The 15,352-nt window shown below is 37.1% G+C and carries 10 protein-coding genes and 1 tRNA gene; 8 read left to right on the forward strand and 3 right to left on the reverse strand.

Going from position 1 to position 15,352, the window contains the following annotated elements; all coding sequences use genetic code 11:
• The first annotated feature begins 18 nt into the window (after positions 1-18).
• From AC5SR4_RS06665 to AC5SR4_RS06700, 8 genes are all read left to right on the forward strand, one after another.
• A tRNA-Ala gene (locus AC5SR4_RS06665) sits at positions 19-92 on the forward strand.
• A 140-nt stretch (positions 93-232) separates the two neighbouring features.
• A complete protein-coding gene (locus AC5SR4_RS06670; protein WP_495358758.1) occupies positions 233-1,783 on the forward strand; it encodes an alpha-N-arabinofuranosidase in 1,551 nt (516 codons plus the stop codon).
• Between the two features lie 74 nt (positions 1,784-1,857).
• On the forward strand, positions 1,858-2,115 hold the full coding sequence (locus AC5SR4_RS06675) for a hypothetical protein (protein WP_495358759.1): 258 nt from the start codon (positions 1,858-1,860) through the stop codon (positions 2,113-2,115).
• A 42-nt stretch (positions 2,116-2,157) separates the two neighbouring features.
• On the forward strand, positions 2,158-3,108 hold the full coding sequence (locus tag AC5SR4_RS06680; RefSeq protein WP_495358760.1) for a glycoside hydrolase family 43 protein: 951 nt from the start codon (positions 2,158-2,160) through the stop codon (positions 3,106-3,108).
• 6 nt (positions 3,109-3,114) lie between these two features.
• Positions 3,115-4,104: an arabinan endo-1,5-alpha-L-arabinosidase gene (locus AC5SR4_RS06685; RefSeq protein ID WP_495358761.1), complete on the forward strand. Its 990-nt coding sequence runs from the start codon at positions 3,115-3,117 to the stop codon at positions 4,102-4,104.
• A 1-nt stretch (position 4,105) separates the two neighbouring features.
• Positions 4,106-6,475 carry a beta-L-arabinofuranosidase domain-containing protein gene (locus AC5SR4_RS06690; RefSeq protein ID WP_495358762.1) on the forward strand — a complete coding sequence of 790 codons (2,370 nt, stop codon included), beginning with the start codon at positions 4,106-4,108 and terminating at the stop codon, positions 6,473-6,475.
• A gap of 70 nt (positions 6,476-6,545) precedes the next feature.
• Entirely contained in the window at positions 6,546-8,534 is a 1,989-nt protein-coding gene (locus tag AC5SR4_RS06695; protein WP_495358763.1) for an alpha-L-arabinofuranosidase family protein, read from the forward strand.
• Positions 8,535-8,587: 53 nt separating this feature from the next.
• Complete coding sequence (locus AC5SR4_RS06700; protein WP_495358764.1) at positions 8,588-9,769, forward strand: aldose epimerase family protein; 1,182 nt, start codon at positions 8,588-8,590, stop codon at positions 9,767-9,769.
• A 47-nt stretch (positions 9,770-9,816) separates the two neighbouring features.
• Here AC5SR4_RS06700 and AC5SR4_RS06705 read toward each other — a convergent pair whose 3' ends face one another.
• From AC5SR4_RS06705 to kbl, 3 genes are all read right to left on the reverse strand, one after another.
• Entirely contained in the window at positions 9,817-12,582 is a 2,766-nt protein-coding gene (locus AC5SR4_RS06705; RefSeq protein WP_495358765.1) for a PD-(D/E)XK nuclease family protein, read from the reverse strand.
• Between the two features lie 78 nt (positions 12,583-12,660).
• Positions 12,661-14,022 carry an OmpA family protein gene (locus AC5SR4_RS06710; RefSeq protein WP_495358766.1) on the reverse strand — a complete coding sequence of 454 codons (1,362 nt, stop codon included), beginning with the start codon at positions 14,020-14,022 and terminating at the stop codon, positions 12,661-12,663.
• Between the two features lie 123 nt (positions 14,023-14,145).
• Positions 14,146-15,339, reverse strand: a complete 1,194-nt coding sequence (gene kbl, locus AC5SR4_RS06715) for a glycine C-acetyltransferase (RefSeq protein WP_495358767.1) — start codon at positions 15,337-15,339, stop codon at positions 14,146-14,148.
• Positions 15,340-15,352 lie beyond the last annotated feature (13 nt).

A 15,352-nucleotide genomic window follows, 5' to 3' on the forward strand; every position in this document is an offset into this window, starting at 1 on the left:
AAATTGTATTTCAAACAAGGGGATGTAGCTCAGTTGGCTAGAGCGCTACACTGGCAGTGTAGAGGTCGTCGGTTCGAGCCCGATCTTCTCCACATAAAAAGCTTCAAAAGTATTTAACTTTTGGAGCTTTTTTCATTTTTGTTTTCTCATTTTTTGGTTATGTGGTTTATTTTTAAGTAATTTATAATTGTTTTACAGACACTTATAAACCAAACAACTTAAATAAGCCATCATGTTCAAAGTTACACCCTATATTTTTATAGCATTTTTTCTGGTATTGCTAGAAAGCTTTTCACAAACTAGTTCTGTTACAATAACGGTTCATGATGATGAAACGGCGCCCATTATTAGTAAACACATCTATGGCCATTTTGCCGAGCATTTAGGGCGGTGTATTTATGATGGGATTTACGTAGGGGAAAACAGTAAAATTCCCAATACAAATGGTGTTAGAAATGATATTATAAAAGCATTAAAAGACTTAAAAATACCTAATTTACGTTGGCCAGGAGGTTGTTTTGCTGATACTTACCACTGGAAAGATGGTATTGGCCCAAAAGAAAACAGACCTACTATGGTAAATAGATGGTGGGGTGGTGTTACCGAAGACAACAGTTTTGGAACCCATGATTTTTTAAACTTATGCGAAATATTGGAAACGGAACCATATTTAGCAGCAAACGTTGGGAGTAGCACCGTTCAAGAATTCACAGAGTACATACAATACGTTGGGCATGGTACAGGAAGTCCTATGGCCGATTTAAGAGCTGAAAATGGCCGACAAGAACCCTGGAAAGTAACATACTGGGGTGTTGGCAATGAAATGTGGGGCTGTGGAGGACATATGACCCCTGAGTATTATGCCAATATATATAAACAGTATGCAACATTTATGACAGACTGGACCAATGGCGATGGTTTATTTAGAATAGCATCTGGAGCAAATGTGGCCGATTACCATTGGACGGAAGTGTTAATGCGTGATATTCCAAAAAACTTAATAGAGGGTGTTGCATTGCATTCTTATTCTTTTGTAGAATGGCATGATAAAGGTTCAGCAACCAAGTTTAATGAAGCCCAATATTTTTCAACCATGCAAACTGCACTTCAAATGGAGGAATTGGTAACCAAGCACACCGCTATCATGGATAAGTATGATCCTAAGAACAGGATAGCCCTTATTGTAGATGAATGGGGAGGTTGGTATGAAGTTGAAGAAGGCACAAACCCCAGCTTTTTATACCAACAAAACACCATGCGAGATGCTATGATTGCGGGTACAACATTAAACACCTTTAACAATCATAGTAAACGGGTTAAAATGGCAAACCTGGCACAAACTGTAAATGTTTTGCAGGCAGTGATTTTAACAGAAGGCGAAAAAATGTTGCTCACACCCACTTACCATGTCATGAAAATGTATGCTGCGCATCAGGATGCTAAATTGCTGCCATTGTCTTTTCAGGCTCCTACCTATACGTATAATGAAGCATCGCTTCCGGCAATATCAGCCTCAGCATCTAGAGATAAAAGTGGCCAGGTTCATATGTCTCTAGTGAATATAGATGCCCATAATCAACATGTTATTGAAATTGATTGTAGTGATCTTAAAATAAAGCATGTAAGTGGTACTATCATAAGCTCTAAAAATCTTCAAGACCACAATACATTCAACACCCCTTCTAAAATAAAAATAGAACCATTTAAGGCGTTTAAATTTAAGAAGGAGGTTCTTACTGTAACTGTTCCACCTTTTTCTGTGTTGATGTTAGAAGGAAAATAAGAATTTAAACAATGGAGCTATTCAGTTTATACAAAATTAGATCAATTCGAATATTTTTCTTACCGATTTTAATAATGAGTAGTTGCTCCAATGATGATAGTATAAAGAATCCTGAGGCAAAACCAAAAGTAGACGAACCAAAAACTTTTGATGTCCCTACTTATTTAGATAACTATACATCCATAGCCTCTTGGAGTAATCGTTCCCAGTGGAATTTGGTTAATGTAAACGATCCGTCGGTGGTTAAAGATGGCATATTAGTATATGTACCAAACCGATGCGTTCCCATAAGATGCATTGGTTTGGGGAATGAAAATTTAATTATTGACTAAGAATAAATATATTTTAAGATGAAAATAAACCTTGTTTTTTTAATGTCGACTTTTGCAGTGGTTGTATCTTGTAAATCTACAAGAACTTTAGAAGCTAGCAAGGTAGTTACGTTGTTTAACAACCCGATAATTACAGATAAATACACGGCTGATGCTGCAGCTATTGTTCACGATAATAAAGTGTATTTATATGCAGGGCACGATCAGGCACCTAACGATGTTAATGCGTACCGTATGCACGAATGGTTGGTGTATTCTTCTCCAGATATGGTACATTGGAAAGCGCATCCGGTACCATTAAAACCAACCGATTTTAAGTGGGCTTCAGGGAGTGCCTGGGCATCTGAGGTTATTGAACACAATGGAAAATTTTATTGGTATGTAACGGTTCAGCATGGTAGCATTCATGGGAAAGCCATTGGTGTCGCGGTTGCCGATAACCCAACAGGACCTTTTAAAGATGCCATTGGAAAGGCTTTGATTACTAACGATATGACCACACAAACCAAAATAAGCTGGGACGATATAGATCCAACTGTTTGGGTAGATGATGATGGTCAGGCCTATATTTTTTGGGGAAACACCGTGTGTAAATATGCCAAGTTAAAACCGAATATGATTGAGTTGGATGGTCCAATTAAGACCATTGATTTACCAAATTTTACCGAAGCACCTTATATTCATAAAAAAGGGGATTGGTATTATTTGTCGTATGCCTATCAATTTCCGGAGAAAATAGCCTATGCCATGAGTAAATCGATTAACGGGCCTTGGGAATTTAAAGGCATCTTAAATGAAGTTGCTGGAAATAGCAATACCAATCATCAGGCTATTATAGAATTTAAAGGGAAAGATTACTTCATTTATCATAATGGGAGTATTCCAACCCATGGTGGCAGTTTTAGACGTTCGGTGTGTGTAGACCGTTTATACTATAATGAAGATGGAACTATAAAACGCGTGATAATGACTTCCGAGGGGGTCCAAGAATAAGTTTTTATGAAATCGTTGGTTTACAAATTCAATTTACTGATATTTTTTTGGGTAACATTAGCATTCGCACAAGATATACGGGTGCATGACCCAGTGGTTTTTCAACAAGATGAAACCTTTTATTTGTATTGTACGGGGCGTGGCATAAGTTGTTTTAGTTCAAAAGATTTAAAAAACTGGGAAATAGAACCGTCTGTTTTTCCTGAAAAGCCGAAATGGACCGACCAAGTGGTTCCTAATTTTAAAAATCACATCTGGGCACCCGACATTGCTTTTTATAATGGAACCTATTACCTGTATTATTCGGTTTCAGCTTTTGCTAAAAACACTTCAGCTATTGGTGTGGCTACTAATAAAACCTTAAATCCAGGCGATTCAGATTATAAGAGGATCGATCATGGTATTGTTATTCAATCGGTGCCGAATCGAGATTTGTGGAATGCCATAGATCCTAATTTAATATTTGATGAGGATAACACGCCATGGTTATCGTTTGGTTCGTTTTGGAATGGCTTAAAAATGGTCAAACTGGATTCCAGTTTAACGGCTATTGCGCAACCAGAAAAATGGTACACCATAGCCCGGCGAGAGCGTTCTTTTGATATAGCAGATATCAATCCGGGTAATGCCGCTTTAGAAGCTCCTTTCATTTTTAAGAAGAAAGGATATTACTATTTGTTTTTGTCGTGGGATTTATGCTGTAGAGGTGAAAAGAGTACTTATAAAGTAGTTGTCGGGCGGTCGAAATCGGTAACAGGCCCTTATCTTGATAAATCCGGGAAATCTTTATTTGACGGCGGAGGAACCCTTTTAGTTGAAGGCAATGAAAATTGGTATGGAGCGGGGCATAGTAGTACTTATACGTTCAATGACAAAGATTACATCGTTTTTCATGCTTATGATGCCAATGACAATGGATCGCCTAAACTTAAAGTTTCAGAGTTAAAATGGGGCCTTAAAGGTTGGCCAAGTTTAAGAAATAATGTACTTGATTAGTATGAGGTATTTAGCAAGTGTTTTAATAGTTATGGGCTCGCTGTTAGTAAAAGCACAGCAACAAGTTGAATTATTTCCTTTAAATAAGGTGTCCATAACATCTGGAGTATTTAAACAGGCATCAGAAACCGATTTCAATTATATTCAGCAATTGGATCCCGACAGATTGCTTGCACCATTTTTAAGGGAAGCTGGATTACAACCCAAAGCAGAGTCTTATGCCAATTGGGAAAACACAGGCTTAGACGGCCATATTTTAGGGCATTATGTATCGGCATTGTCTATGTATTTTGCGTCAACACAAAGTAAAGTAGCCGAAGAGTTATTAGATTATACCTTATCGGAGTTAAAACGAGTACAAGAGACTAATGGAAATGGATATATAGGCGGGATTCCTGGAAGTAATTCGCTTTGGAGTGAAATAAAAGCAGGTAAAATTAATGCTGCTGGGTTTAGTTTAAATAATAAGTGGGTACCGCTTTATAATATTCATAAAACCTTTGCTGGATTAAAAGACGCCTGGGTGCATGCGCATAAACCTGAAGCCAAAGCGATGCTCATTGCGTTAACCGATTGGTTTACAGAAATAACAAGAGGCTTAACCGAAGCTCAGGTTCAGGATATGTTACGCTCAGAACATGGTGGGTTAAATGAAGTGTTTGCTGAGGTTTATAGCATCACTGGTGATAAAAAATATATAGATTTAGCTAAGCGCTTTTCTCAACATGCTTTATTAAACCCTTTGGCGGCTAATCAAGATATTTTAACCGGTATGCATGCCAATACTCAAATTCCAAAATTTATCGGATTTGAAAGAATAAGCCAGTTAGAGTCAGCAGAGAAGTATCATGATGCTGCTTCTCACTTTTATGAGAATGTCACCGAGCATCGTTCACTAAGTATAGGAGGCAATAGTGTCCGGGAGCATTTTAATCCTATTGACGATTTCAGCTCTGTTTTAAGTAGTGAACAAGGTCCCGAAACCTGCAATACGTACAATATGCTTAAATTAAGTAAATTGTTGTTTGAAGATTCTGCCGAGGCTAAATATATAGGATTTTACGAACGTGCTTTGTATAATCATATTTTATCTTCGCAAAACCCTAACGGTGGTTTTGTGTATTTTACACCAATGCGTCCGGGGCATTACCGTGTGTATTCGCAACCTGAAACCAGTTTTTGGTGTTGTGTAGGCTCTGGTTTAGAAAATCACACCAAGTATAACGAGTTGATTTATGCCAAAAATGATGATGTTCTTTACGTAAATTTATTTATACCTTCAATAGTAAAATGGGAAGAAAAGAAGGCCCACATTATCCAGAAAACAGGTTTTCCCGAAGAAGCTTCAACACAATTTATTTGGAAAAGTAAAAAGAAAACACAAGCAACACTTAAACTCCGTTATCCTTCATGGGCAAACACAGACGAGCTTAAAATATCCATAAATAGCAAGCAGCACAGTATAGAAGCAACTTCTGGAAGTTATATCACTATTAATCGTAAATGGAAAAATGGTGATATAGTTGATATGCAATTACCCATGCATTTAATAATTGAAGAAATTCCAGATCAGTCAGGCTATGTTTCAGTTAAATATGGACCCATTGTGCTTGCAGCTATTATGGGAGAAGATAATCAAGAAGGCTTGTTTGCCGATGCTAGTCGAGGTGGCCATATTGCTCACGGGCCTTTTCTGCCAATAACAGATGCTCCTATGTTTATCTCAAAAAACAGTAAAGATATTTTAGAAAAAATAAAACCAGTGCCAGAAGAACCATTAAAGTTTATGGTAACCAATTTATTATATCCCGAGAATTATAAAGACTTGATACTTCAACCATTTTATAAAATTCATGAGCAACGTTACACCATTTATTTTAAAAATGAAACACCAGAAGGTGTGGCCGAAATGCAACGTCAGTTAGAGGAAAAACAAAAAGCAGAAATACACCTTAGAGCCATGACGGTAGATTATGTAGTACCAGGAGAACAACAACCAGAGTCCGACCACGGGATAAAGTTTGAAAACTCCAATAGCGGAGTTAACCAAAACCGTCACTGGCGTGATGCAAAGGGTTGGTTTAGTTATAATCTTAAAAATGAAGACAAAAAAGCAAAGGCTTTACGTGTTACCTATTATGGAAAAGATGCTGGGCGAAAATTTAAAATATTAGTTAATGGAGAAGTTATCGCTAACCAAGCATTACAAGGAACAAAGGGCGATGTATTTTTCAATATAGATTATAATTTACCAGAATCTATATGCGATAATGAAATTTTAGAAGTACGTTTTGAAGCCGAAACACAGTCGGTTACAGCAAGAATATATGGTGTGCGTTTATTAAGCAAGGCACGTGTTTGGAATAATTAGTTTAAAAAACATAAATAATTAAGTGGTATACGTACCTTAACACATATAAACAACTAGATATACTATAAAAATGAAGCATACACTTGTAAAGAAAACAGTAAACATAGCGTTAGGGCTAAGCATGTTATGGGTAACGGCCCAAGAAAATTACTTAGAGGTAGATGTAAGCAATACTATAGCTAAAATACAACCCACGATGTACGGAATCTTTTTTGAGGACATCAACTTTGCGGCCGATGGGGGCTTATATGCCGAAATGATTAAGAACAGGTCGTTTGAATTTACAGTAGATCCTTTTACAGGATGGAAACAACCAAATAGTAACAGGCACCATTTAAATACCAATTCGGGTATGGCATCCATTGTTAAGTATGCCAATAATACGGGAAATATTAACTATTGTCGTGTAAAGGTAAACGACGATAAAGGCTATGCACTTATTAATGAAGGATTCCGTGGTATGGGCATTAAGCAGGATGCTACCTATAATTTATATCTATCGGCCCTAAACAAGAGCGGTGCTATTAAAAGCATAAAGGTTCAATTTATTGATAGCGATGGGAATGCTTTAGGAGAAACTAAAATAGCACTCACAGCAAAGGATTGGAAGCACTACAAGGCACAAATTACAGCTTTAAAAACCGAAGCCAAAGCCCAATTAAAAATCACCTTTGAAGGTACTGGTGTTATCGATTTAGATATGATTTCGTTATTTCCAGTTGATACTTGGAAAGGTAGAGAAAAAGGCTTGCGTAAAGATTTAGTGCAATTGTTGTACGATCTAAACCCCGGATTTTTACGATTTCCAGGTGGCTGTATTGTAGAAGGCAGAACATTGGCCAGACGCTACCAATGGAAAAAAACCGTTGGCCCCATAGAAAACAGGGAAGTTTTGGTAAACCGATGGAATACGGAGTTTAATCACAGACTTACCCCAGACTACTACCAAAGTTTCGGATTAGGCTTTTTTGAATACTTTCAATTGTCTGAAGACTTAGGAGCTACACCCCTCCCCATAGTAAGTTGTGGTATGGCATGCCAGTTTAACTCGGGCGAATTAGTACCCATGGATGCCTTAGACCCCTATGTACAAGATGCGTTGGATTTAATTGAATTTGCAAACGGTTCGATAGATACTCCTTGGGGCAAGGTTAGAAACGATATGGGTCACCCTGAGCCATTCCATTTAAAATACATAGGTATTGGCAATGAACAATGGGGGCCAGACTATATTGAACGATACAAGGTATTTGAAAAGGCTATAAAAACAGCATATCCAGATATTGTTATTGTTTCAGGGAGTGGGCCATTTCCCGATGGCGATTATTTTGAATATGGTATGGAAGCCCTAAAGGCATTGGATGCTGAAATTATTGACGAGCATTATTACCGAAGCCCCGAATGGTTTCGGGATAATGCCACCCGATATGATAATTATGATAGAAACGGCCCCAAAATATTTGCTGGTGAATATGCGGCACAAAGTGTAGCTATTGCAAGTCCAGATAACAAGAATAATTGGGAATGTGCTTTTTCAGAGGCTGCATTTATAACAGGACTAGAGCGTAATGCCGAAGTGGTACACTTAACATCCTATGCGCCTTTAATGGCTCATGAGGAAGGTTGGCAATGGACACCGGACATGATTTGGTTTAACAACCTACAATCCTATGGTACCGCAAACTATCAGGTTCAAAAATTGTTCTCAACCAATAAGGGAACCGATTTAATTTCTGTTACCAGTAATGGAAATGCACTTGCTGGGCAAGACAATTTATATGCTTCTGCTGTTATAGATGCACATACAAAAGAAGTTATTTTAAAAGTAGTCAATACATCAAATACCCCCCAAAATATAAGTGCTAGCTTTCATGGTAAAAAACTCTTAAAAAAAGGCACTTATATTGTTCTTAAAAGTGATCATTTAGAAGATGAAAATTCATTTGAAACACCTAATAAGATCAGTCCGGAAACAACGGATATTGTCCTTAAAGGGAATAAAGTCCAAATGGAATTGGCCCCCTACTCATTTTCAGTTGTAAAATTTAAAACAAAATAGATACTTTTACCTTAAATAACAGATACTAAACTAACTTAAAATTTAGATAAATTATGAATACACCAATAAAAAGCATTTATGTTTTTTTAATAGCAGGCATGGCACTTTTAAGCGTTCAATGTAAGAACGAAAACAAAAAGAATACAGAAGCCCAAGAAGAAACGCCCATAAATTTAGTAACCATTTCAAAAGAACCATTTGGAATGACTTCCGATAGCATAGCGGTAGACAAATATATTTTGAAAAACGAAAAAGGCATGGAAATTAGTGTAATTACTTATGGGGGTATTATTACATCATGGACAGCCCCCGATGCCAACAATAATTACCAAGATATAGTGCTTGGTTATAATACGCTAGCAGAATACGAAAAAAGCACCCCTTATTTTGGGGCTTTAATAGGCCGATATGGAAACCGTATTGCAAATGGCAAATTCGCTATTGAAGGTAATGAATATACTTTGGCAACCAACAATAATACAAACCATTTACACGGTGGTGTAAAAGGGTTTGACAAGGTTGTTTGGTCTGCAACCGAAAGCCAAACCGATAGTACGGCCTCATTAGTACTTACTTATTTAAGCAAGGATATGGAGGAAGGCTACCCAGGAAATTTGCAAACCAAGGTAATCTATACGCTTACCAATAACAATGAGTTAGAGGTAGATTATGAAGCAACCACCGATAAAAAAACGGTAGTGAATCTAACACAGCACTCTTATTTTAATTTAACAGGCGATTTTTCTAAACCCATTCTAGACCATGAAATCATGATTAATGCAGATGCCTTTTTACCTGTTGATGAAACCTTAATTCCTACAGGCGAAATTAAGGACGTTACCAATACGCCCTTTGATTTTAGGACTGCTAAAGCTATTGGAAAAGAAATAAACGTTGAAAACGAACAACTAAAACGGGGCTTGGGGTATGACCATTGTTGGGTGTTAAATAACCAAGATGCAGGTATGCGATTGGTAGCATCTGCTCATGATAGCGAGAGTAGTCGTTTATTGGAAATTTATTCCAATGAGCCAGGAATCCAATTATATACAGGTAATTTCTTAGATGGCACCTTACCCAATAAGCAAGGAGGGACTTATGCGCATAGAACAGGGTTTTGTTTAGAAACCCAGCATTATCCAGACTCACCAAACCAAGAAGCGTTTCCTTCTGTGGTGCTTAGTCCTGGGGAAACCTATACCTCTAAAACAACATTTAAGTTTTCTACAAAATAAATTAAAGCAAGGTGCGTGTAAATTAAAATAGTTTACACGTACCTTTTCTATATTGTTTCTTTTTCCACAAATGGAATGTCGGGATTACAGATTTCTATAATCAGGTGTTTTAGTGCATGCTCAAAATGCGCCAAGGTCTCTTTTGTAATTAGTGTGTCCTTTTTTGCACCCATACCGGACTTATCTTTTTTTGCGAATTTTAAAAACCCTGAGTTTAAATTTTTAAGCGATATAATACCCGCTTCAAGAGGTAGGGTAACACGCCCTGATTGGTGCATCATATAAGCATAGGTAAGTACCTGAAAGCTTTTACTATATTTTTTATAATCGGTTGTTATGGTTTCCCAATCAATAACTTCAACTTGTGAGGGTTCTACCCGCCCCGTTTTATAATCTATAATTCTAATTATGCCATTGTACTCATCTACCCGATCTACCTTTCCTGTTAATTTTACAGGAAAATCAAGTTCTGGAATATCAATAAAAACATCGTTGTTTGCTTCAATAGCAATTATTTTTATTTGGTTTCCAGCTTTTAGATCGGTTATCTCCAAATCTAAAAGGTTATTTACGTAGCGTTTGGCAATTTCAAAAATTATCAGGTTTTTGCCTTTGGTTATATCACCTTCCCTGTATACTTTTTGAAAATGGAATGTTACAATTTTAGCAATATCGGTCTTCATCCCTTTTACGGCCTCAACCGTTAAAAATGTGTTCAAAAAAGGGTTGTATAAATCTTCAAGTGTATTGTGTACTACCGTTCCTAAAGTGTTGGCGGCCACAGTTTCTTCAACTGCATCGTATTCTTTTATTTTCAATATTTTTTGATAATAAAAATCAATGGGGTTTCGTATGTAGTTTGTAAGCGAGGAAGGAGAAAACCCCGTTTGTGCCAATTTAGCCAGTTCACTTTGTAAGGGCTTGGTTTTTTCAACGCTAATTAGGGCTGTTTTTATAGGGGAAACATGGGGTGCGATAATTTTGTGTTTAATGGGGTGCAGACCCTCGAGTTCCATTTGTGTAATAAACCTGCTTTTTTCTCCACCGGTTAAAACATCGGCTTCTGTGTTGTATAAAATGTGTATGTTTTTGGCACGTTGTAAAAGACGGTAAAAATGATAGGTATACACAGCATCTTTTTCTTTATAGGTGGGTAATTTGTTTTCTAACTTAACATCAAAAGGAATAAACGAGTTATTACTTTTGCCCGATGGCAATACGCCTTCATTAACGGATGCTATAATCACGGTTTCAAAATCCAATACACGCGATTCTAACATCCCCATTATTTGTAAGCCTTGTAAGGGCTCGCCTTGAAAGTCTAAGGTTTCAGAGCTTAGTATTTCTTTGTAAACTTTAAATAAGGTTGCAATATCATGTATGTGATGGTATTCGGCATTTAAACGGGCCAGTTCATTAAACAATTCATTAAAACGGTACAAATACTCTAAGGACAGTAAGTGGGCCGCTTTATTCTCACCTAAATAGGTTTTAATGGCCACAATAATCTGGAAACAGTTGTTTAAGGCTATATCAATAGTAGCATCCCAATTACTGAACAATATATCTATTATATTGTTTTTAGGGTGGTTAAACAGTTCTTTTAAATGGCCCGTTTGGATGTAAATAATGTTATTGCCCTGTATGGTTTCAATGATTTTTGAGGCATAATCGATATTGTTAACATAAAACAGGGGCCTTATAAATTGATGGGAAATAATATGTATAACATCCTTATAATAATAAGTACTTGCAGGGGTTTTGTGTACATAAAACAAAGACTCAAACAACGATGCTAACGGAATGGATTTTAAAGGAAAGCCCATGGTGATGTTTAAAGCATCTATGCCTTCGGGTAAAGAGTTAAGAAGGGGAACCAATAGATTTTCGTCACCTAGAACAACTGCCGTGTTTTGCAGTGACGGATTTTCTTTCTGCAAGGTCTTTAAAAGCGACCCAATGTATTTGGCCTGTCCTATATTTTTTGGAACGCCATAAACATGCATGTTTTTTTCCTTAGAGTAATTGGACGTTATCCAATTAAAAGGATGTTTCTTAAAATATGCCCATTGTTGCTTATGCTGCCGGGTGAACAGGCCAGCATCGTGGTTGGGGTTGTTTATAAAAACAGCATCAATATCCCAATATACCTCTGCCATATTGTTTTGAAGCAGTTCTTGAATAATAATCTCTTCACAGGTATTCAAGGCATTAAAGCCTAAAAACACATGGCGTTCAATTGAGTTGTTTTGAATATAGGCTTCTAAATTTTCAACAGCTTCTCTATAAATCAATCCCTGGTAGCCTATTTTTTTATTTAAGAGTTGTTGGGTAAACTGTTTATAGTAGGTGTGTAATTTATTCCAAAAAGACAGGTAGTTCTTAACAAAATCGGTTTTGTTTTCTTCAAGAGACCAGTGGTTGAGCTCTTGAATGGCCGTTAAATAATTAAAAATGTTTTTTTGTTTAATGCGGTAACGATCAATTTCATTAAAATCCTGTAGTAAGATTTGTGCCCAATTAGAGAATACTTCAAATGAATCGACCGATGCCTTATCGGTAAGGTCTAGATAGATACTGTAAAACTCGAAGAGCAGTTCGGTGTTGGATATGGTTTTTAGTTGCGATAAAGCTTCAACAAACTCTTCAATACTAATAATCCTTGGTGAAAAAATGGTTTGTTTACTTACGTGGTGCAGCTGATGTTTTAAAAAAAGCCCAGCTCTCTTGCTAGGCAAAACAAAGGTAAGATCGGAAAGATTGGCATCCTTGTTTTCTAAATCTTTTAGGACATCAAAAATAAACGTAGTCATTGTATAAAAATAAAAAACGCTTCGGATATCCGAAGCGTTTTTCTAAAACTTATTTTTATTAAAACTATATGCTAGTTTTTATTTTGCTAAGTTAATTTCAACACGTCTGTTGTTAGCTCTACCTGCACGAGTAGCATTTGTGTCGATTGGTCTAGACTCACCGTAACCAAGTGCAGAAAGTCTAAAGGCATCAATACCATTTTCTACTAAGTATTCTTTAACTGCATTAGCTCTAGCATCAGATAATTTTTGGTTAGTAGAATCACTACCAGTACTATCTGTATGCCCTTCTACAGTAAACTTAGAGTTAGGATATTCGTTCAAGATTTTGATGATGTCAGCTAAAACAGATTCAGACTGCGCTTTGATACTAGATTTACCAGTATCGAACAAGATTGTTTTAGCATACTCATTAAGTGTTTTTTGAACTTCTTCAGTTACTTCAGGACAACCGCTGTTAGCTACTGTACCTTTAACATCTGGACATTTATCGTCTTTGTCTAACACACCGTCACCGTCAGTATCAGGCCAAGGACATCCTTTGTTTGCAGCTGGACCAGCAGTGTTTGGACAATCATCCTCAGCATCAGTAACACCGTCACCGTCAGCATCAGGACATCCAGCTAAAGCTTTAATACCAGCTACTGTAGGACAGTTATCATCTTTATCAGCAATACCGTCACCATCAGTATCAGGACAACCGTTAAGCTCTGCTAAACCAGCATCGTTAGGACAGTCATCTTTGCTGTCTTCAATACCATCACCATCAGTATCAGGACAACCGTTGAATGCTTCTAAACCAGGAACGTCTGGACAAGCATCATCTTTGTCATAAATACCATCGCCATCTGTATCAGTACCACCAAATTTAATAGAGATACCAGCAGTATGTTGGAAATGTGTTTGTAAATAATCTTCAAAAGCGTGTTTGTAAGCAGACTGAACAGTTAAGCCAACGTTTTCACTGAACCAAACATTGAAACCTAAAGTTCCGTTTAAAGTTCCAGCTCCAACTTCGTCAACCCAAGTGTAACCTCCACCAGCGCCTAAGTAAGGCTCGAAGGTATTCCAGTCTAATAATTCACCAAGGCTATATTTAATGGTTCCATCTACACCGTAGTATGATAAATCATCTACTGACATGTCACCCCACTTGTCAATTTTATTTAAAGATCCAGCCACTCCAAAAGAGAACCCATCACCTAAATACTTAGATACAGAGATCGTTGATAAAGAAGGTAAAATATTCCAATGTTGATCTACATTAAAATACTCACTAAAAATAGTCTCACTAAAAGGAGCTCCATCACCTGAAGGGAATGCATCTACTGCATTAGCACCAATAGTAATTTGCCAAGGATTGTTTTCGTCTTGCGCATTAGCGTTGCTGTAGCCAAGTACAAGCAACAAAGCGAACAATAATCTGCTAAGATTTTTCATATTCAAAAGTTTAATTTTTAAGTGTTAATTGTAAACAAAAGTAAGTTGTTAAATTTTATTAACAAAGACAAATATATAAAAAAAATGAAGATTTCGTTTATTTACTACTAGTTCGGAGTGATTTTAAATAATGTTCAAAGCCTTGCCTACTTTAGTAAATGCCAGTATGGCCTTGTCTAAATGTGCTTTAGTGTGGGCGGCAGACAATTGTACGCGTATCCTTGCTTTTTCCTTTGGAACTACAGGAAAAAAGAATCCTATTACATAAATACCCTTTTCTAAAAGCATATTCGCCATGGTTTGCGATAACTTGGCATCATAAAGCATTACAGGAACTATGGCCGAATCGCCATCAATAATATCAAATCCGGCTTCTTTCATACCCTTTTTAAAATAATTGGTATTCCACTCCAGGGCATCCCTTAATTCGGTATTGCTGGAAAGCATCTCAAAAACTTTTATAGAAGCCCCCACAATAGCAGGTGCCAGCGAGTTAGAGAATAGATAAGGTCTAGAACGTTGGCGTAGCATGTCTATAATCTCTTTTTTACCGGTTGTATAGCCTCCCATAGCACCGCCCAAAGCTTTCCCTAGAGTTCCGGTAATAATATCTATACGGCCCATAACGTCTTTTTCTTCAAGGGTACCTCGGCCTGTTTCTCCAATAAATCCGGCAGCATGGCACTCATCAATCATCACCAAGGCATCATATTTGTCGGCTAGGTCACATATTTTATCCAAAGGGGCTACTAAACCATCCATAGAAAATACCCCGTCGGTTACAATAATCTTAAAGCGTGCGCCATTATCGTTAGCGGCTTTCAATTGTGTTTCCAAATCGGCCATATTACTATTTTCATAGCGGTATCTGGCAGCTTTGCACAAACGTACCCCGTCAATTATAGATGCATGGTTTAAAGAATCTGAAATAATAGCATCTTCAGCAGTTAAAAGGGGCTCAAAAACACCGCCATTAGCATCAAAAGCAGCAGCATAAAGAATGGTATCTTCGGTTTGGTAGAAGTCTGCAATCTTTTGCTCCAGTGTTTTATGGATATCTTGGGTTCCACAAATAAATCGAACGGACGACATCCCAAATCCATGGGTATCCATAGTATCCTTGGCCGCTTGTATAACGTCTGGATGGGATGATAATCCTAAATAATTGTTTGCACAAAAGTTTAAAACGGTTTCGCCTGTATTTAATGTTATTTCGGCACCTTGAGCAGAAGTAATAATACGCTCTTCTTTATAAAGTCCATTATTTTTTATGTCCTGAAGCTCGTTTTGCAAGTGTTTTTGTAATTTATTGTACATATTATTGTGTTTT

The organism is Aestuariibaculum scopimerae, assembly GCF_059428085.1.